At 70.9% G+C, this 18,885-nt stretch carries 18 protein-coding genes; 11 read left to right on the top strand and 7 right to left on the bottom strand.

The window, feature by feature from the left end:
• Nucleotides 1-134 precede the first annotated feature (134 nt).
• Nucleotides 135-1,097, top strand: coding sequence for an NAD(P)/FAD-dependent oxidoreductase (locus AAFN69_RS19235; RefSeq protein WP_347729920.1), 963 nt, complete (start codon nucleotides 135-137; stop codon nucleotides 1,095-1,097).
• Nucleotides 1,098-1,134: 37 nt separating this feature from the next.
• Here the strand turns inward: AAFN69_RS19235 and AAFN69_RS19230 are convergent, their stop codons facing one another.
• Nucleotides 1,135-2,496, bottom strand: a complete 1,362-nt coding sequence (locus tag AAFN69_RS19230; RefSeq protein WP_347729785.1) for an APC family permease — start codon at nucleotides 2,494-2,496, stop codon at nucleotides 1,135-1,137.
• A gap of 78 nt (nucleotides 2,497-2,574) precedes the next feature.
• On the opposite strand from AAFN69_RS19230, the gene AAFN69_RS19225 reads away from it, so the two are divergent.
• Together AAFN69_RS19225 and ppgK are read left to right on the top strand one after the other, a co-directional pair.
• Complete coding sequence (locus AAFN69_RS19225) at nucleotides 2,575-3,591, top strand: 4-hydroxy-3-methylbut-2-enyl diphosphate reductase (protein ID WP_347729784.1); 1,017 nt, start codon at nucleotides 2,575-2,577, stop codon at nucleotides 3,589-3,591.
• Nucleotides 3,592-3,672: 81 nt separating this feature from the next.
• Nucleotides 3,673-4,413 (top strand): polyphosphate--glucose phosphotransferase, encoded by a 741-nt coding sequence (gene ppgK / locus AAFN69_RS19220; protein ID WP_347729783.1) that lies wholly within the window; start codon nucleotides 3,673-3,675, stop codon nucleotides 4,411-4,413.
• A gap of 87 nt (nucleotides 4,414-4,500) precedes the next feature.
• On the opposite strand, the gene AAFN69_RS19215 is transcribed toward ppgK, so the two are convergent.
• Complete coding sequence (locus AAFN69_RS19215) at nucleotides 4,501-5,073, bottom strand: DUF6542 domain-containing protein (RefSeq protein WP_347729782.1); 573 nt, start codon at nucleotides 5,071-5,073, stop codon at nucleotides 4,501-4,503.
• Between the two features lie 286 nt (nucleotides 5,074-5,359).
• On the opposite strand from AAFN69_RS19215, the gene ychF reads away from it, so the two are divergent.
• Nucleotides 5,360-6,448, top strand: coding sequence for a redox-regulated ATPase YchF (gene ychF, locus AAFN69_RS19210; protein ID WP_347729919.1), 1,089 nt, complete (start codon nucleotides 5,360-5,362; stop codon nucleotides 6,446-6,448).
• Nucleotides 6,449-6,581: 133 nt separating this feature from the next.
• On the opposite strand, the gene AAFN69_RS19205 is transcribed toward ychF, so the two are convergent.
• From AAFN69_RS19205 to AAFN69_RS19195, 3 genes are all read right to left on the bottom strand, one after another.
• Nucleotides 6,582-6,845 (bottom strand): type II toxin-antitoxin system RelE/ParE family toxin, encoded by a 264-nt coding sequence (locus AAFN69_RS19205; RefSeq protein WP_347729781.1) that lies wholly within the window; start codon nucleotides 6,843-6,845, stop codon nucleotides 6,582-6,584.
• Entirely contained in the window at nucleotides 6,838-7,107 is a 270-nt protein-coding gene (locus AAFN69_RS19200; RefSeq protein WP_007266282.1) for a type II toxin-antitoxin system Phd/YefM family antitoxin, read from the bottom strand. Before AAFN69_RS19200 ends, AAFN69_RS19205 begins: the two co-directional genes overlap by 8 nt.
• A gap of 328 nt (nucleotides 7,108-7,435) precedes the next feature.
• Nucleotides 7,436-7,666 carry a type II toxin-antitoxin system RelE/ParE family toxin gene (locus AAFN69_RS19195; protein ID WP_347729780.1) on the bottom strand — a complete coding sequence of 77 codons (231 nt, stop codon included), beginning with the start codon at nucleotides 7,664-7,666 and terminating at the stop codon, nucleotides 7,436-7,438.
• 180 nt (nucleotides 7,667-7,846) lie between these two features.
• Between AAFN69_RS19195 and AAFN69_RS19190 the strand changes: the two genes are divergently transcribed.
• Together AAFN69_RS19190 and AAFN69_RS19185 are read left to right on the top strand one after the other, a co-directional pair.
• Nucleotides 7,847-9,430, top strand: coding sequence for a S8 family peptidase (locus AAFN69_RS19190; protein WP_347729779.1), 1,584 nt, complete (start codon nucleotides 7,847-7,849; stop codon nucleotides 9,428-9,430).
• Nucleotides 9,431-9,699: 269 nt separating this feature from the next.
• On the top strand, nucleotides 9,700-10,845 hold the full coding sequence (locus AAFN69_RS19185) for a DUF4190 domain-containing protein (protein WP_347729778.1): 1,146 nt from the start codon (nucleotides 9,700-9,702) through the stop codon (nucleotides 10,843-10,845).
• 217 nt (nucleotides 10,846-11,062) lie between these two features.
• Here AAFN69_RS19185 and AAFN69_RS19180 read toward each other — a convergent pair whose 3' ends face one another.
• On the bottom strand, nucleotides 11,063-12,454 hold the full coding sequence (locus AAFN69_RS19180; protein ID WP_347729777.1) for a glycoside hydrolase family 18 protein: 1,392 nt from the start codon (nucleotides 12,452-12,454) through the stop codon (nucleotides 11,063-11,065).
• Between the two features lie 279 nt (nucleotides 12,455-12,733).
• Between AAFN69_RS19180 and AAFN69_RS19175 the strand changes: the two genes are divergently transcribed.
• The 5 genes from AAFN69_RS19175 to AAFN69_RS19155 all read left to right on the top strand — a co-directional run bounded on the left by AAFN69_RS19175 (nucleotide 12,734) and on the right by AAFN69_RS19155 (nucleotide 17,981).
• On the top strand, nucleotides 12,734-13,486 hold the full coding sequence (locus AAFN69_RS19175) for a GntR family transcriptional regulator (protein WP_347729776.1): 753 nt from the start codon (nucleotides 12,734-12,736) through the stop codon (nucleotides 13,484-13,486).
• Nucleotides 13,487-13,900: 414 nt separating this feature from the next.
• Nucleotides 13,901-14,083: an SPOR domain-containing protein gene (locus AAFN69_RS19170; protein WP_347729775.1), complete on the top strand. Its 183-nt coding sequence runs from the start codon at nucleotides 13,901-13,903 to the stop codon at nucleotides 14,081-14,083.
• A gap of 53 nt (nucleotides 14,084-14,136) precedes the next feature.
• Nucleotides 14,137-14,559: a (deoxy)nucleoside triphosphate pyrophosphohydrolase gene (locus AAFN69_RS19165; RefSeq protein WP_347729774.1), complete on the top strand. Its 423-nt coding sequence runs from the start codon at nucleotides 14,137-14,139 to the stop codon at nucleotides 14,557-14,559.
• Between the two features lie 239 nt (nucleotides 14,560-14,798).
• The gene (locus AAFN69_RS19160) at nucleotides 14,799-15,215 is read left to right on the top strand and encodes an ATP-binding protein (RefSeq protein ID WP_347729773.1); all 417 of its coding nucleotides are present in this window, start codon (nucleotides 14,799-14,801) and stop codon (nucleotides 15,213-15,215) included.
• Between the two features lie 147 nt (nucleotides 15,216-15,362).
• The gene (locus tag AAFN69_RS19155; protein WP_347729772.1) at nucleotides 15,363-17,981 is read left to right on the top strand and encodes a SpoIIE family protein phosphatase; all 2,619 of its coding nucleotides are present in this window, start codon (nucleotides 15,363-15,365) and stop codon (nucleotides 17,979-17,981) included.
• A gap of 92 nt (nucleotides 17,982-18,073) precedes the next feature.
• Here AAFN69_RS19155 and AAFN69_RS19150 read toward each other — a convergent pair whose 3' ends face one another.
• On the bottom strand, nucleotides 18,074-18,787 hold the full coding sequence (locus AAFN69_RS19150; RefSeq protein ID WP_347729771.1) for a PspA/IM30 family protein: 714 nt from the start codon (nucleotides 18,785-18,787) through the stop codon (nucleotides 18,074-18,076).
• Nucleotides 18,788-18,885 lie beyond the last annotated feature (98 nt).

The raw sequence follows: 18,885 nt of genomic DNA, 5'->3' as shown, positions 1-18,885 counted from the left end.
GCGACAGCACGGGCAGGAACGGGAAGACCCCGCGGGCCGGGACGGCCGGCGGGCGGGCCGCCGGGACGGACCCGGATGAAGCGGCGACAGCGGCGGCACCGTCGACAGCGGCGGTGCGTGACGTGACACATGACATGGCCCATGACGTGGTGGTGATCGGCGCCGGCGCGGCCGGACTGAGCGCCGCCCTGGTGCTGGGCCGGGCCCGCCGCCGGGTCGCGGTCGTCGACACCGGCGAACCGCGCAATGCCCCGGCCGCCCATATGCAGGGTTTTCTCTCCCGGGACGGCATGCCCCCCGCGGAGCTGCTGGCGGCCGGCCGGGCCGAGGCGGCCGGCTGCGGAGTGGAGTTCGTCCCTGCCCGGGTGGACCGCGTCGACCCCGGTTTCACCGTCCGGCTCTCCGGCGGCGCCGCGCTCCGGGCCCGCCGGGTGCTCGTGGCCACCGGGCTCCGCGACGAACTGCCCGCCCTCCCGGGTGTGGCGGAGCGCTGGGGCAGGGACGTGCTCCACTGCCCGTACTGCCACGGCTACGAGGTGCGCGACCAGCCGCTCGGAGTGCTGGGCGGCCGGCCGGGCGCCGCGGAGCAGGCGCTGCTGCTGCGCCAGTGGTCCGGCGATGTCGTCCTCATCCCGTACGCACCGGACCGGCCCGGCGGACCGGCGCGGGACGGCGGGCCCGCGGACGGCGCCGGGCTCACCGGCGGCGAGCGGGAGCGGCTGGCCGCCCGCGGTGTCCGGGTCGCCGACGGCGAGGCCGCACGGCTGGTGACGGCGCCGGACGGCCGGCTGCGCGGAGTCCGGCTGACCGACGGCCGGCTGATCCCCCGCGCCGCCGTCTTCGTCCGGCCGCGCATGGTGCCCCTGGACGGGCTGCTGACCGGACTCGGCTGTGTCAGGGACGGAAACGGCCTGGTCACCACCGACGCCTCCGGCCGGACCGGGGTGCCGGGGGTGTGGGCGGCGGGCAATGTGGTCAACCCCCGCGCCCAGGTGATCACCGCGGCCGGCGCCGGATCCGCCGCGGCGATCGCCCTCAACCACGACCTGGTGGACGAGGACACCGCCCTCGCCCTGGAGGCCCACCGGGCGGCCTGACGGCTCCGGGGGCCCGCGCCCGCGGGTCCCCGGCCGCTCAGCGCCGCTGCGGCGACCGCCCCGACAGCAGCGCGAGCACCACCAGTCCGATCCCCAGCCAGATCACACCGACCACCTGCGCCGCCCCCGACGCCTCCGCCATCACCGCGATCAGCACCGCCGCACCCAGCACCGGCACCACCACATGCCGGAGCCAGTCCGGCCGCCCCGCCATCCGCCGCACCACGAACCAGCCGACCACGCTCGCGTGGAGCAGGACGAAGGCCGTCAGCGCGCCGATGTCGACCACCGAGACCAGATGGTCCAGACCGTCGTCCCGCCGCGCCGCCCACACCGCCGCCACCAGGTTCACCGCCGCCGCCAGCAGCAGCGCCACCCGGGGCACACCCCCGTCCGTCCGGGCGAGCGCCTTCGGCAGCCGGCGCTCCCGCGCCATCGCGAAGAGCAGCCGCCCCGCCGCCGCCTGCCCGGCCAGGGCCGCGAACGCCGCCCCGATCGCCTTGCTCACCGCGATCAGATCGTGCAGCCAGCTCCCCACCGAGGTGTCGACCGCGTCGTAGAAGGCCGACCCCTGACGGGCCGGATCCGCCGCCAGCTCCGCCGACGACACGGGCTGGAGCAGGGCCGCCAGATAGGTCTGCACGATGAAGAGCACCCCCGCCAGGGCCAGACAGAACAGCACCGCCCTGGCCACCTTCCGCGACCCGCCGGTGACCTCCTCGGCGAACGAGGCGATCGCGTCGAAGCCCAGATACGACAGCACCGCCACCGACACCGCCCCGAAGACCGCCGCCATCGAGAAACCCGTGTCGCCCGTGAAGGGCGAGAACCAGTCACGGTGCGCCCCGTCCCGTACGAGCACGACCACCGCCGACACCACGAAGACCAGCAGCACCACGATCTCCATCACCAGCACCGCGAAACCGACGCGGGCCGCCGCGCGCACCCCCCAGAGGTTCAGCAGGGTGGTCACCACCACGGCGATGCCGGTCCAGATCCAGCGGTCCACTTCCGGAACCAACGCCTCCATGGCGATGCCGGAGAAGAGATACGCCACCGCCGGAATGAGCAGATAGTCCAGCAGCGCCATCCAGCCCGCGATGAAACCGGGCCCCTCGCCGAGCCCCTTGCGGGCATAGGTGAAGACCGAACCGGCGAGCGGGGCCACCCGGACCATCTGCGCGTAACTCACCGCCGTGAACGCCATCGCGATCGTCGCGACCACATAGACCAGGGCCACCGCGCCGTGCGATCTGGCGTCCAGCGTGCCGAAGACACCCACCGGCGCCATCGGCGCGATGAAGAGGAGCCCGTACACCACCAGATCCCGGAAGCCGAGCGTCCGCCGCAGCTCACCGTTGTCCTCGTGCCCGGACCCGGACACCCGCTCCGCCGCCATCCGGCCTCCACTCGTCCGCCGCCACACAGCAGTCTTCCCCGAGGAGGTGATCTCCCGCCTCTTCTGGGCGGCCTTACGATGGGGGGCATGACTGCTTCGTCTCCTGCCCGCCGCGTCCTGCTCGCCGCTCCCCGTGGCTACTGCGCGGGCGTGGACCGCGCCGTGATCGCCGTTGAGAAGGCCCTTGAGCAGTACGGATCGCCGGTTTACGTCCGCCACGAGATCGTCCACAACAAGTACGTCGTCCAGACCCTGGAACGGAAGGGCGCGATCTTCGTCGAGAAGACGGCGGAGGTCCCCGAGGGCTCGATCGTGATGTTCTCCGCGCACGGCGTCGCCCCGGTCGTCCACGAGGAGGCCGCCCAGCGCAATCTGGCCACCATCGACGCGACCTGCCCCCTGGTCACCAAGGTCCACAAGGAAGCCGTCCGGTTCGCGGCCGACGACTACGACATCCTCCTCATCGGCCACGAGGGACACGAGGAGGTCATCGGCACCTCCGGCGAGGCCCCCGACCACATCACCCTGGTCGACGGCCCCGAGGACGTGGCCAAGGTCGAGGTCCGCGACGAGTCCAAGGTGGTCTGGCTCTCCCAGACCACCCTCTCCGTGGACGAGACGATGGAGACGGTGGACAAGCTGAAGGAGAAGTTCCCGCAGCTGATCTCCCCGCCGAGCGACGACATCTGCTACGCCACCTCCAACCGGCAGATCGCGGTCAAGCAGATGGGCGCCGAGGCCGATCTGGTCATCGTCGTCGGCTCGAAGAACTCCTCCAACTCCGTCCGGCTGGTCGAGGTCGCGCTGGGCGCGGGCGCGCGCGCCGCCCATCTGGTCGACTTCGCCGAGGAGATCGACGAGGCGTGGCTGGAAGGCGTCGCCACGGTCGGCCTGACCTCGGGCGCCTCGGTGCCGGAGATTCTGGTCGAGGGGGTCCTGGAGTGGCTCTCCCAGCGCGGATTCCAGGACGTCGAGCTCGTGAAGGCGGCCGAGGAGACCATCACCTTCTCGCTGCCCAAGGAGCTCCGCCGGGATCTGCGCGCCGAGGCCGCGGCACTGGTCGAGAAGGCGGAGGCGGCGGCTGCCGCGAGCTGACACCCGGCGCACCGGCCGGTTCCGGTGCTCCCTCACGGCTTCGGCGAGTGACAGCCGGGAGCTGCCCGTAACGTGGGATCCATGAACGTGTTCGGAGTGGACATCGGCGGATCCGGCATCAAGGGCGCTCCCGTGGATCTTGAGCGCGGGGATCTGGCCCAGGAGCGGTACAAGGTGCTGACACCGCACCCGGCGACACCGGAGGCGGTGGCCGACGGGGTCGCGGAGGTGGTGGGGCACTTCGGCTGGTCGGGCCCGGTGGGCATCACCTTCCCCGGCGTCGTGACCGGCGGAATCACTCGTACCGCGGCCAATGTCGACAAGGGCTGGGTCGACATCGACGCCGCCCGGCTGCTCGGCGACCGCCTCGGCGGCGCCTCCGTGACCCTGCTCAACGACGCCGACGCGGCCGGCGTCGCGGAGCTGACCTTCGGCGCCGGGCGCGGGCGCAAGGGCACGGTGATGATGCTGACACTGGGTACGGGGATCGGCAGCGCGCTCTTCATCGACGGGCGGCTGGTGCCCAATACCGAGCTGGGCCATCTGGAGCTGCACGGCCGGGAGGCGGAGAAGCACGCCTCCACCAAGGCCCGCGAGGACGAGGATCTGAGCTGGCCGCACTGGGCGCACCGGGTGCAGAAGTACCTCGCCCATCTGGAGATGCTCTTCTCGCCCGAGCTGTTCATCATCGGCGGCGGGGTGAGCCGGAAGGCGGAGAAGTTCCTGCCCCACATCGAGGGGATCCGGGCCGAGATCGTCCCGGCGGAGCTCCAGAACAACGCGGGAATCGTCGGCGCGGCGATGGCGGCCCGGGAGCGCTGACCCCCGCGCGGGCGGAGTGCGCGGCGGTACGGGAAGGGCGGCCGGCGGTACGGGAAGAGCGGGCGGTACGGGAAGGGCGGCGCGGCCTCAGCGGCGGCCGGACGGCGGCGGCGGACCGGGGCGGACCCGGCGCCTGCGCCGCCCCATCGCCCGTACCTTCCGTACGCAGGTGATGAGCCCGGCGACCAGGGTGCCGCCGTAGAGCCAGCCCGCGTGCACGGCGAGCGAGGTGACGACGGCCATGATGTGACCCCCGAGACCGCCCTGCCCGCCGGAGACCGGCACGATGCCGGCCGCGAAGGCGATGGGCACACTGATCGGGGCGGTGACCACATCGGCCTCCCGCACCCAGAGCGCGGTCAGCGCGCAGACCGGCAGGAAGAGCACCCCGTACACCACGGCGGAGCTGTCCAGCAGCAGCCGGACCAGCGTCCCGATCAGCACCATCGTCACCACGGCGAAGAGCCCGCCGCCGAGACCGGTGAGCCGGGGCTCGGGCAGCCGCCGCAGCGCGAGCACCACGGGCGGCACCGGCCGCGCGGGCGGCGCGGCGGGCCTCACCCCGTACACGCCGGGCCCTTCGGCGAGGGCGTTCTGCGGTGAGAGAGGGGGCTTGGGCCGCTGCCGGCTCCGCGGGTCACTGGTCCTGTGCTGCTCCACTCCACCAACGTAGGCCGCGAACGGGGAGGAACAAGGCACAGGACACGCCCTTTGGATGACCTTGGCGAAGAGTTCGACTCCCGGACGGCTCCGGACCGTGCCGCGTTCCGCTCCGCCGCGGCCCCGCCCGCCCCCGAAGGGACCCGGGGCGGATCGCGTGAGCATCCCGGCGGGACCGGCCCGTAAACTGGGGGATCGGTCCATGCCCGGGCCGACGCCGTACGGCCATCAGCCGGTCATCACCCGTACGGCCATCAGCCGGTCCTCATCTCAGGAAGTCGCCAACGTGTCGCTCACGATCGGAATCGTCGGCCTGCCGAATGTCGGCAAGTCGACCCTGTTCAACGCCCTGACCAAGAACGACGTGCTGGCGGCCAACTACCCGTTCGCCACCATCGAGCCGAATGTCGGCGTGGTGGGCGTCCCCGACCCCCGGCTCGCCACGCTCGCCGAGATCTTCGGCTCGCAGCGGATCCTCCCCGCGACGGTCGACTTCGTCGACATCGCGGGCATTGTGCGCGGCGCCAGCGAGGGTGAGGGCCTGGGCAACAAGTTCCTGGCGAACATCCGTGAGTCGGATGCGATCTGCCAGGTCATCCGGGCCTTCAAGGACGAGAACGTCGTCCATGTCGACGGCAAGGTCTCGCCGAAGGACGACATCGAGACGATCAACACCGAGCTGATCCTCGCCGACCTCCAGTCGGTGGAGAAGGCGGTGCCGAGGCTGACGAAGGAGTCCCGCCTCCAGAAGGAGAAGGTCGCGGTCCTCGCGGCGGTCGAGGCCGCGCAGAAGGTCCTGGAGTCGGGCGAGACGCTCTTCTCGGCCGGCTTCCACAAGGGCACCGAGCAGGGCGCGCTCCTGCACGAGCTGCACCTGCTGACGACCAAGCCGTTCCTCTATGTCTTCAATGTCGACGAGGACGAACTGGTCGACGAGGAGTTCAAGGACGAGCAGCGCGCGCTGGTCGCCCCGGCGGAGGCGATCTTCCTGAACGCCAAGATCGAGTCCGAGCTGATCGAGCTGGACGACGAGGAGGCGCTGGAGCTCCTCCAGTCGATGGGCCAGGAGGAGCCGGGCCTGGCGACCCTGGGCCGGGTCGGCTTCGACACCCTCGGCCTCCAGACCTATCTGACGGCCGGCCCGAAGGAGACCCGCGCCTGGACGATCAAGAAGGGCGCGACGGCCCCCGAGGCGGCCGGTGTGATCCACACCGACTTCCAGAAGGGCTTCATCAAGGCCGAGGTCATCTCCTTCGCCGACCTGGTCGAAACCGGCTCGGTCGCCGAGGCCCGCGCGAAGGGCAAGGCGCGCATGGAGGGCAAGGAGTACGTGATGCAGGACGGCGACGTGGTGGAGTTCCGTTTCAACGTGTAGCCGTGTACTTACTGCACGTGACTTGATTGGTCAAGCGTGCAGGTCAGAAGGGGTCGGACTCCGTCGAGTCCGACCCCTTCGTCGTCACCGTGCTGGATGGGTGCTGGATATTCTGACGCGGGGTCAGTGGTAGTCAGGTCTCGTAAACGGTGGACCGGTGTCCGACGTGCACGACCCAGATCACCAGTTCCCCGCTGTCGATCGTGTAGACGACGCGGTAGTCGCCGACACGGAGGCGGCGACGTTCGGGCTGAGACACGAGTGCGGTGGTGTTGAAGCCGAGAGGGTCGGTTTCCAACTCGGTCAGCTTGGCCAGGATGCGCAGCGCCATGTCGCGGGGGATCTTGCGCAGCTCTGCCTGGGCTTCGGGTCGGAAGACGGTGCGGTACTCACTCACTGCGCGCCAGCGTCTCCCTCATGATGTCCTCGATCGGGATGCCGGGTGCCGGGTTGGCCATGCGTTCGTCGATGATCCGGTTGATCTCGCGCTCTTCCCATTCCTGGTACTTGCGCAGTACCTCGATGGAGACGACGGCGGCGACTTCCTTGCCTCGGCGCGTGATCACCGTGGGTACGTCGTCGCGGTCTGCGCGCTCCACGACCTCCGCCAGGTGTGCGCGCACGTCGCGGATGGACTCTATGGGCAGTGGCTGCGTCATGCGCCCAAGGGTACTGAGTGTTCCATGTGTACACAACGCGCGCGGCAGGTCTCTGGCGCTCTATCGCTCGTGCTGGATGTGCTGGATGGATTCGCACCGTGCTGGACTGGTGCTGGATGGGATCGCCGAAAACCGCGTTTTCGCAGGTGAGAGCTCTGCGCCCAATGTTCCGTTTCAACGTCTGACGGTTCGGCGTCCGACGGGCGTGCGGAATGGAGAGGGGGCTGGACTCGGTGGAGTCCGGCCCCCTCGCCGTCACCCTGTCGGCCGGGCCGAGGACTCCGGCGCGGGGCCGGCTGCGATGGGTCCCGCAAGGCGGTCAGGTCCCTTACGCCGTTGACCGCTGTCCCGCATGCACCACCCGGACCACGAGTTCCCCGTTGTCGATGGTGTGGACGATGCGGTGGTCGCCGACTCGCAGACGGCGGCGCTCCGGCTGGGACACGAGTGCGGTCGTGTTGTAGCCGAGCGGATCGCTCTCCGGCTCGGTCGGCTTCGCCGGGATGCGCGGTGCCATGTCGCGGACCTCTCCGCACCGCCCCCCGCCCCCGCCGCGCATGGCGGCTGTATGGCGCGTGTGTTACGGCGCTGCGCCAACCCTTGTGGGATTCCTATGGATCGGCCAATCTTTCGACGGCAGGAAAGTCATGGACATGGCGACCCCGGTAGCCATCAATTGTCATGCACCTGACTGGATTTACGACCGGATTTCGGCTGTCAACAGAGGAGGACCCCCCACATGTCCGTGCTCCGCATCTCACCGCGAAGACTCGCCGCGGCCACGACAGCGATCGCCGCCGCCCTCGCCCTCGGCGCGGTCTCGGCTCTCCCCGCGAGCGCCGCCGGCTCGGCGGGCTCGGCCGCGGAAGGTGTCATTCAGAACGCGGGCACACCCGGTGTCATCGCGAACAGCTATATCGTCACCCTCCGCGACTCCGCGCCCGAGGCCGGATCCAAGGCCGGGAAGGCCCTCGCGGCCGAGTACGGCGCGAAGATCAAGAAGACCTACCGGTCCGCCCTCAACGGGTACGCCGTCGAGCTCTCCGAGGCGCAGGCGAAGAAGTTCGCCGCCGACCCGGCCGTCGCGGCCGTCGCGCAGGACCGCGTCTTCACGATCAACGCGACCCAGCCCAACCCGCCGTCCTGGGGCCTGGACCGGATCGACCAGCGCAACCTTCCGCTCAACCAGAGCTACACCTACCCCGACTCGGCGGGGCAGGGTGTGACCGCGTATGTCATCGACACCGGTGTGCGCGTCAGCCACGCGGACTTCGGCGGCCAGGCCGTCGACGGCTACGACGCGGTCGACAACGACAATGTCGCGCAGGACGGCAACGGTCACGGCACCCATGTCGCCGGCACCATCGCGGGCACCGCGTACGGAGTCGCCAAGAACGCCAGGATCGTCGGTGTGCGCGTCCTCAACAACGCGGGTTCCGGCACCACGGCGCAGGTCGTCGCCGGTATCGACTGGGTCACCCGGAACGCGGTGAAGCCGGCCGTCGCCAACCTCAGCCTCGGCGGCGGGGCGGACGCCACCCTCGACGCGGCGGTGCGCAACTCCATCGCCTCCGGCGTCACCTACGCCATCGCGGCGGGCAACTCCAACGCCAACGCGGTCAACTACTCCCCGGCGCGGGTGACCGAGGCCCTCACCGTCGGCTCCACCACCAACACCGACGCCCGCTCCAGCTTCTCCAACTTCGGTTCCGTGGTCGATGTCTTCGCCCCGGGCTCCTCGATCACCTCCGCCTGGAACACCGGCGACACGGCGACCAACACCATCTCGGGTACGTCGATGGCAGCCCCGCATGTCGCGGGTGTCGCGGCGCTCCATCTCGCGGACAACCCCACCGCCACCCCGGCTCAGGTGGGCGCCGCCCTGACCGCCGCCGCCACCCCGAATGTGGTGGGCTCGCCGGGCACCGGTTCCCCGAACCGGCTGCTCTACGTCGGCACCGGCACCACCCCGCCCCCCGGCCCGCGGTTCGACAACGCCACTGACTACGCCATCGCCGACAACACCACCGTCGAGTCGCCGATCACCGTCAGCGGAGTGCCCGGCAACGCCCCCGGCGTCCTGAGCGTGCCGGTCGACATCAAGCACACCTACATCGGTGACCTGCGCATCGACCTCGTCGCTCCGGACGGGACCGTCTACAACCTCAAGGCGTTCGGGGACGGCGGCAGCGCGGACAACGTGATCACCACGTACACCGTGAACGGGTCGGCGGAGGTCGCGAACGGCGTCTGGAAGCTGCGGGTCAGTGACAACGCGGCAGCGGACATCGGGAAGATCGACTCCTGGAGCCTTCAGTTCTAGCCGCTCCCGGCCCGGTCGCGGGGGTGGGCCCGCACCCGAGCCCCGACGTACCGAATGAGTAATATGAGCCGGTATATGGGCTCGTGATCGGGATCCTGTACGGGATCCCCGGCCTTCCGGGGCCCGGTCACGGAAAGGCGGTCGCCACGGCGGCCGCCTTTTCCCGTGCGCGGTCCCGGACCCGCCGCGTACACCGAATCAGTCTGTTTATACGATTCCGACACCCTCATTCCCGCATTCCTGTCATTGTCACGAGGAGCACCCCACCAGTGGACCCGACGCAGCCGGGCGGTCCGGAACCGCACGGCCGGCAGCCCGACCAGTCGCAGCCGCAGCAGCACCCGGCGTACCAGGCGTATCAGCAGTTCCCGGGATATCCCGTGCCGCCGCCGAAGGTCCCGGTGAACGGGCTCTCCATCGCCTCGCTGGTGACCGGGATCGTCTGTTGCGGGCCGCCGATCGGGCTGATCCTCGGAGTGGTCGCACTCCGGCAGATCAAGCGGAAGGGCCAGCGCGGACGCGGCATGGCGATCGCGGGCATCGCGGTCTCGGCCGTCAGCACGCTGCTGCTCACGCTCTTCCTCGTCTCCGGGGCGGCGGGTGACGCCTGGGACGAGTTCGAGAAGAACGTGGACGAGGTGGCCAGTACCCGGTTCGTGGAGGATCTGGACAAGGGGGACTGCTACAACGTCCCGGGCAAGGGGACCGGGGCGGCGGAGACCGTCGACATCCAGATCGTGGACTGCGCGAAGAAGCACGAGGCCGAGGTCACCGGCACCTTCACGATCACCGGATTCGACAAGTACCCCGGGACCGCCGAGGTCGAGTCGATCTCGGAGAAGCGGTGCGCGGTCATCAGCGACGCGTACTCGCTGGACAGCTGGGACATCCCGGCCGATATCGAGTACTACGACTATCTCCCCACCCGGGAGGGCTGGGCGCTCGGCGACCGGCAGGTCACCTGCGGCTTCGCCATGACCGACGGCAGGCCGACCACCGGTTCCGTCCGGAAGGACGCGACCACTCTCGACACCCACCAGCTGCTCTTCCTGCAGGCGGAGGCGGCGGCCGACGGGACGGCGATTCTCCAGCCGGAGGACGAGGACTTCGACGCGAACAAGAAGAAGTTCCAGTCCTGGGCCCGTGACTCCTCGGAGGTCTACGCGGAGCACGCGGCGGCCCTGAAGGCGCACAAGTGGCCCACCGCCGCGGCAGCCGCCGCCGGGCGGCGCGCCGAGGAGTTCCGGGGGATGAGCGATCACCTGGACAAGGCGGCCCGGGCCAAGGACGGCGACATCTTCTGGACGAACGTCGCCGACGGCTACGAGCTTCTCCGCGACAGCACCGCCATCGCGGTCCGCGGCCCGCTCGACCTCGTCACGGTGCCGCCGGAGGAGTCCGCGGACGCCGCCTGACGCGGGCGCGGCCGGCCGCTCGCCGGATGACCGGGGCCGGCCGGTCCGTGGCCGGCCCCCTCCGCCGCGGTCGCGCGGTCTCCTCCGCCCCTGGCCGGCCCCTTCCGCCCGTGACAGAGGGAAGAGGCCGGTGTCCGGGGCCACCGACAGCCCGCGGACACCGGCCTCGCTCAGGTCGTGTCCCGGCCCCTGTTCCGGGGCACGATTCCGCTCCGCGTCAGCGGCGCTTCAGCCCGCGGTCGACCGCCGACATCAGCTCGCCGTCCGCGGTGTCCCCGTCGAGGGACCAGATCATCGCGCCGCCCAGACCCTCCTCGCGGATGTACTCCGTCTTGGCGCGGAGCACGGTCGGGTCGTCGTACGTCCACAGGGTGTTGCCGTCGAAGACCCAGGCGTGGCCGTTCTTGCGGTCCCGGTGCACCTTGTACGTGCCCGACTCCACCAGCTTCTTGATCGCCTTGTAGTCCTCGTAACCGGCCTGGTGGGTGGCGGGTGCCGGGCGCGCGGCCGGCTGGTTCAGTCCGTCGCCGCCACCGGTGACACCGGTCCAGCCCTGACCGTAGAAGGGCAGGCCCATGACCAGCTTGTGCGCGGGGGCGCCGCGCTTGAGCCAGTCGTTCACCGTCTGGTCCACGCTGTAGTCGTTCTTCGCGTACAGCGCGGACTGCTGGTTGGTCGTCTTCTCGCCCGAGACGTGGAAGTCGTAGCCCTGGAGGTTCACGAAGTCGAAGTCCCGCATGATCTTGCGGACCTCGAAGCCCGCGTCGATCTTCTTGGGGTCGGTCGCGACGAAGGCGCTCAGGTCGTAGTGCTTCCGCTTGGCCTTGTCCTTCTCCTGCGACTTCGCGTAGGCGTCGAGCTGGGTCCGGAACTCCCGCACCAGCGCGGTGAAGTTCTTCTTGTCCTCGGGACGGTAGGGGGTGTCCGCCTCGCCCGCGGAGCCGGGCCACTCCCAGTCGAGGTCCACGCCGTCGAAGACTCCGGCCGCCGAGCCGTCCCCGCCGCGGCTGCCCTCGACCGGCAGGTTGCCCTTGATGTACAGGTCGATGCAGGAGGAGACGAATGCCTTCCGCTTCTCGGCGGTGAGAACCGCGTCGGAGAAGTGGGTGGACCAGCTCCAGCCCCCGAGGGAGATCATCACCTTGAGGCCGGGGTGCTTGGCCTTCAGCTCGCGCAGCTCGTTGAAGTTGCCCGCCAGCTTCTGGTCCCAGGTGTCGCCGACTCCGTCGACCGACTCGGCGGCGGTCGACGGGCGGCCGTAGTCCGCCCAGGAGTCGCCCTCGCCGGCCGGTCCGCCGACGAAGCACTTCCCGGCCGGGCTGACATTGCCGAAGGCGTAGTTGATGTGGGTCAGCTTGGCGGCCTGTCCGCTGGTGTCCAGATCCTTGACCTGGAAGTCCCGGCCGTAGATACCCCACTGGGTGAAGTAGCCGATGCGCTTGTACGAGCGCTTGCGGTCGTCATCGTCGTCATCGGCCGAGGCGGTGGCGCTCACGGCGCCGGCCGGGGCGGCGGAGACCGGGCCGGCGGCCGCGGCCGGGGCGACGGTGGCGATCAGCGCGAGTGACGAAGCCGCGATGGTGGTGCGGACAAGGGTTCTTCGACGCATGGGACTCATTCCTGTGCGTGTTCCGGCATGTGCGGATGCCGGAACATTTCCGTGAACGGGCGTCGTGCAGTGGGAAGGACCGTATTGGTCTGGACCATTGAGGTCAATGCTTTGGGGCGGAAGGATCTGGCGTACCTCGGGTAAGTCGCGCGGGGGCCCGCAAGGGAATCGGAGGCGCGAGGCGGCTCATCACTTCGAGTGAAACCTTGGCCTAAGGTTGCGGCGAACAAACCGTGCTTGTCAGGCTGTTGCCGTCTGTCAATGTGTGGGGAGTCGCGCGTGGCAATTGGTGAGCAGCCCGCCTATCTCCGTGTCGCGGGCGATCTCCGCAGCAGGATCGTCAGCGGGTCGCTGCCACCGCACACCCGCCTCCCCTCGCAGGCCCGCATCCGCGAGGAGTACGGAGTCTCCGACACGGTCGCCCTGGAGGCGCGCCGGGTCCTGATCGCCGAGGGGCTGGTCGAGGGCCGCTCCGGTTCCGGCACCTATGTGCGCGAGCACCCCACCCCGCGCCGTATCGCCCGTTCCGGTTACCGCCCGGCCTCCGGCGCCGGCCCCTTCCGCCAGGAGCAGGCCGCCGACGGCACCCGGGGCACCTGGGACGCCGCCAGCGAGCGCGAGCCGGCGGGGCCGGAGACCGCCCGCCGGCTCGGGGTGGAGACCGGATCCGCTGTGATGTGCACCCGCTATGTGTTCCGCGACGGGGGAGAGGTGATCATGCTCTCCACCTCCTGGGAGCCGCTCGGCATCACCGGGCGCACCCCGGTGATGCTGCCCGAGGAGGGGCCGCTGGGCGGCTGCGGGGTGGTGGAGCGGATGGCCGCGATCGACATCGTGGTGGACAACGTCTCCGAGGAGGTCGGGGCGCGGCCGGGGACGGCGGACGAGCTGGTGACGCTGGGCGGGGTCCCGGGACATGTGGTGATGGTGGTGGCACGCACCTTCTACGCGTCGGGGCGGGCGGTGGAGACGGCCGATGTCGTGGTGCCGGCCGACCGCTTCCGGATCGGGTACCACCTGCCGGTGAGGTGAGCCGCAGGCACTTCCGCGCTGCGGGCCCGCGGATGTGCCGGGGCCGCGGGCCGGGTACGGGCCCGCCGGCCTCGTGAGCGCCCGCCGGTGAAGAGGGGCGCCCGCCGTGACATCCCGGGCCCGCCGGTGAAGCGCAGCGCCCGCCGCAGCATCCCGGGCCCGCCGCGGCATCCCGGTGCGCCCTTCCCCCCGGTAGGGTCCGGGGCGGATGGGATGCCGCCGAGGCGCTTTGGGGCCCGTGGGGCGCTATGGGAGATATGAGGGGGCGCATTCACGCAAGTGCGCCCCGGTTTCCTGCCTCTTTGTGTAAACCCGTATCCGCTGAGTGAAGGTCAGGCGTACGCTCCGGCATATGCGTAGTGCTGTTTCCCGGTCGGCGTCGAGTACCTGCGAACCCATTGAGGGAGGGGCGCGATGAACGAGAGCACTCCGGTGCTCCCCTGGCTGGTGATACGCCAGGACGACAACGGCAACCGCTATCGGGTCGGGCGGTACGCGACCGAGGACGAGGCCCGGCAGCTGGCCGACACCCTCGACGCGCGCGGCCACCGCCAGCTCTACTGGGTCGAACGCATCGGCCGGACGCCCTCTCTCTAGCCGGGGCTGCCCCGGAGCCGGTTCCTCCGCTCCGTGCGCAGTACGCTCCGGCCATGACTGATCGCATCGTGGTGGCCGGAGCCGTGTACGACCAGGGGCGGCTGCTGGCCGCGCGCCGCAGCGCCCCCGAGGAGGTCGCGGGCCGCTGGGAGCTGCCCGGCGGCAAGCTGGAGCCGGGCGAGCGGCCCGAGGACGCGCTCGTCAGGGAGCTGCGCGAGGAGCTCGGGGTCGAAGCGGAGCCGCTGGACCGGATTCCCGGTGAGTGGCCGGTGCGGCCCGGCCTCGTACTCCAGGTCTGGACGGTGCGGCTGCTCTCCGGGGAGCCCCGGCCGCTGGAGGACCACGACGATCTGCGCTGGCTGGCCCCGGACGAGTCCGACACCGTCGACTGGCTCGACCAGGACCGCCCCGCCGTGGCGGAGGCCGTCCGCATCCTGCGCGAGCTGCCGCGCCCCGCCGGCGGCGCCCGGGACTGACCCGCGCCCGGGGGGCGTACCGGGGCGTCCGGGGCGGGCGGGAGGCCCGCCGCCGCGCCGGGTGCGCGCGGGCCGTGCGGCGTGCGCCGGGCGGGTGCTTCCTACGCCGTTCGCGTCAACGATGAGCCCAGGACCGGCCGGAACGGGATATCTCGTCCCGAATATCGGGTATGTGTCGATTAGTCACCCGATATGGGATTCAGATCCGCTGCGGATTCGGATCTGCTGCCGTCCGGGAAGTGAGCGGCGTGATCGACACTGACGGCCCGTGCGCCGGATGGACCTTCCCCGCCGAGCCCGACGCCGTACGCGCGGCTCGCCACGCCGTCCGGGACACCCTGCGCCGCTGGGGGCTGGACCGGGCGGTCGGTGATGTGACCGTCCTGCTGGTCAGCGAGCTGGTGACCAACTCCCTGCGGTACGCCTCCGGCCCCATCGGCGTACGGCTCGCGCACCGCGATCCGGACGGGGGAGCCCCCTTCCTTCTGGTCGAGGTCTCCGATCCGCTCCCGGATCCGCCGACCGCCCGGACCGCCGCCCCCGACGACGAGGGCGGCCGGGGGTTGCAGCTCGTCGCCGGCTCCGCGCGCCGCTGGGGAACACGACGTGACACACAAGGGAAGACAGTGTGGTTCGAGCTGGCTCTGTCCGGTTAAAAGTGTGAAGGGACAACGATCACGTCTCGGACGGCGCAAAATGAACGAGACCGTGCTGTGATCGTGAACGCCGTGTGCGCCGGAACCGTAGTGCTGAATACTGCGGTCATGGCCGGTCCGGTGCGGTGAGCTGGAGGGGACGGTCGCGTGAGCGAGATATCCGGGACGACGGACAGTGTCGTGTGGCAGAGCAGTCCGCCTGGCTCGATCTATGACCACATCAGGGTGGCGTCGTTCTCGATAGGCCCTGATGGGCTGGTCGAGCGGTGGAGTCGGCGTGCCGCCGACCTCTTCGGCATGACGGCGGCCCAGGTCACGGGCAGGGACCCGGTCGACATCTTCATGCCCGCCGAGCTGCGCGGCCGGGGCCGCCGGCAGATGGCGGAGATCCTCGACGGCAAGGAGTGGACGGGGCTCGTCCCCTTCCGGCTGCCGCACGGCGGCGGAGCCGGCGGCCTCGCCGAGATCTATGTCATGCCGACCGAGTCCGAGACCGGTGAACGCGCCGCGCTCTGTATCGTCGTCGATGTCCGCGCACTGCGCCGGATCGAGACCGATCTGGCCGCATCGCAGGCGATTTTCGGCCAATCGCCTTTCGCGTTTCTGCTGTTCGGCACCGACCTCCGGGTCCAGCGCGCCAATCAGCGTTTCGCCGCCGTCTTCGGCGGCACCGTGGAGGAGCACCGGGGGCGCACCGTCCACGACTATCTCTCCCGCTCCGAGGCCGACCGGATGAGCGCCTCGCTCCGCCGGGTCCTGGAGACCGGTGAGTCCGCGATAGACCTCCAGCTCGTCGGAGCCGCCCCCAACAGCGTCGACCGCAGGCACTGGTCCATCAACCTCTATCGCGTGCACAACGGCTCCGGCCAGCCCGTCGGAGTCGCCGGGATCGGCACCGATGTGACCCGCCGCCAGGTAGCCGCGCGGGAGGCCGCCAGCGCCCGGCGCAATCTCGCACTCCTCAATGAGGCGAGCGCCCGCATCGGGAACTCCCTCGATCTGGAGACCACCGCCCGCGAACTCCTCGACGTCGCCGTCCCGGGCTTCTGCGACCTCGCGTCCGTCGACCTCTACCAGGGGCTCCTCACCGGCGAGGAGGCACCGCCCGGGCGGTGGGACACCGTCCACACCGACAGCCACGGCCGGGGCGGCAGCGCCGCACTGCGCCGGGTCGCCTTCGCCAGCGCCGTCTCCGACTCCCCGCTGATCACCACCCCGGGCTGCGGCTCCCGCGGGGACACCCCGACCGCCGTCGGCGAGGTGCACCGCTACTCCTTCCACTCGCCCTGCGCCAAGGCACTGCGCGACGCCCGGGTGGAGTACATCCCCGGCAAGGACGGCAGCCTCGTCCAGTCCACCCTCGCGGTGCCGATGGTCGCCCACGACTCCGTCGTCGGACTGGTGCAGTTCTCCCGGACCAAGGGAAGCGAGCCCTTCGGGGAGCGCGACCGGGCCCTCGCCGTCGAGCTCGCCGCCCGCGCCGCGGTCTGCATCGACAACGCCCGGCTCTACCGCAGGGAACACGAACGCGCCCTCATCCTCCAGCGCAGCCTGCTCCCGCCGGGCGACCCGGAGGCCGCCGGGCTCGACATCGCCTGCCGCTATCTCCCGGGCAACACGGCCACCGAGGTCGGCGGCGACTGGTTCGACGTCATCGAACTGCCCGGCCACCGCACCGCCCTGGTCGTCGGTGATGTGATGGGCCGCGGTCTGCGGGCCGCCGTCGCCATGGGCGAGCTCCGCACCGCCGTGCGCACCCTGGCCCTGCTCGATCTCGAACCCGCCGAGGTGCTCTCCGCGCTCGACGAGGTCGCCCGCGGACTCGGCAGCCCCAGCGGCACCCAGCAGGCCACGCGCGTAGCGCACAAGTCCCGTGAGGCCGACCTCTCCGAGGTCTACCTCGCCACCTGCGTCTATGCCGTCTACGACCCGGTGACCCGGCGCGCCACCTTCGCCAACGCCGGCCATCTGCCCCCCGTCCTGGTCGAACCGGGCTCGGAGGCGCTGCTGCTGGATGTGCCGCCGGGCATGCCGCTCGGCGTGGGCGGCGAACCCTTCGAGGAGGTCGAGGTCGAACTCCCCGAGGGCGCGCTCCTCGCCCTCTACACGGATGGACTCGTGGAGTCCCGCCACCATCCGCTCGACGAGGGGCTGCGGGCCTTCCGCGCCGCGCTCACCGACCCGTCCCGCACCGCCCCCGGCCACCACTCCCCGACCACGGTGCTGCGCCCCGATCTCTCCCGGTCGCTGGAGGACGTCTGCGACCACGTCCTCAGCACCCTCGACACCCGGCACGGCGAGGACGACATCGCCCTGCTGATGGCCCGGATGCAGGGCCTGCCCACCGAAGCGGTCGGGGACTGGCAGCTGCCCCGCGAACCCCGCTCGGTCGGCCGGGCCCGCGAGCTCTCCCGCGCGCTGCTCACCTCCTGGGATCTCGAACCGCTGATCGACACGGTGGAGCTCCTCGTCAGCGAGCTGGTGACCAACGCCCTGCGGTACGGCGAGGGCGAGATCCGGCTCCGGCTGCTGCGCGACCGCACCCTCGTCTGCGAGGTGTGGGACGCGGGCCTGGTCCAGCCGCGCCGCCGCCGGGCGCGCGACACGGACGAGGGCGGCCGGGGGCTCCAGCTCGTCGGCCTCCTCAGCGCGGCCTGGGGGTCGCGGCGCACCCCGCGCGGCAAGACGGTCTGGTTCGAGCTCGCCCTGCCCGACGGGAATTCCTCGGGCGAGCCCACGGTGGAGCAGCTGCTCAGCATGTTCTGAGCCGCTCCCGGGCGTCCGGCGGCGATGTGTTCCCGCCGGTGGTCCCGGACCCGTACGCACGCGGTTCGTGAGCCCTCCCGGCGGGGCACTCGTCAGGGGGCCGCCTTCAGGGCGGCCAGCCGCGCCTCCACCTCCGCCGTGTCCCCCAGGCTCTCCAGCTCCTCGAACTGGCCGTCCAGCGAGGAGGCCGCCAGCTCCTGCCGCCCCGCCGCCCTCGCCTCCTCGCGCCGCACCTTGTCCTCGAAACGGCCGAGCTCGCTGCTCGGATCGAGCACATCGACGCTCTTCACCGCGTCCATCATCCGGTTCTGTGCCTCCGCCGTACGGGAACGGGCGACCAGCTCGTCCCGCTTGGCCCGCAATTCGCCCAGCTTCACCTGCATCTTGTCGAGCCCGCTCCGGAGCTTGTCCACCAGCTCCGTCTGTGAGGCGATCGTCGGCTCCGCGGTCCTCGCCTCCTTCTCCGACTGGAGCTGCCGCTGCAGCGCGACCTTGGCGAGATTGTCGAACCGGTCCGCGTCCGGATTCTGTCCCGCCGCCCGCAGTTCGTCCGCCTTCCTGCTCGCCGCCAGCGCCTTCTCCCCCCACTCCCCGGCCGCCGCGACATCCTCCCGGTGGTCCTGTTCCATCAGCCGCAGATTCCCGATGGTGCCCGCCACCGCCTGTTCGGCCTCGGCGATGTTGTCGGTGTACTCCCTGATCAGCTGGTCGAGCATCTTCTGCGGATCCTCGGCCTGGTCCAGCAGGGCATTGATGTTCGCCTTCGCCAGCTGGGCGACCCGCCCGAGAACGGTCTGCTTCGTCATGGCACTTCTCCCTGTGACAGCGGCCCGGAGCGGGCTGCGGAACGAGCGGATACGGAAGGGATGGCGGAGGTGACCGGGGGCCGTGGGCACCGCGCGGC

This window comes from Streptomyces sp. CAU 1734 (assembly GCF_039888735.1).
Taxonomy (GTDB): domain Bacteria; phylum Actinomycetota; class Actinomycetes; order Streptomycetales; family Streptomycetaceae; genus Streptomyces.
The sequence above is the reverse complement of the archived record's forward strand: the minus strand, read 5'-3'. Positions and strand labels throughout refer to the sequence as shown.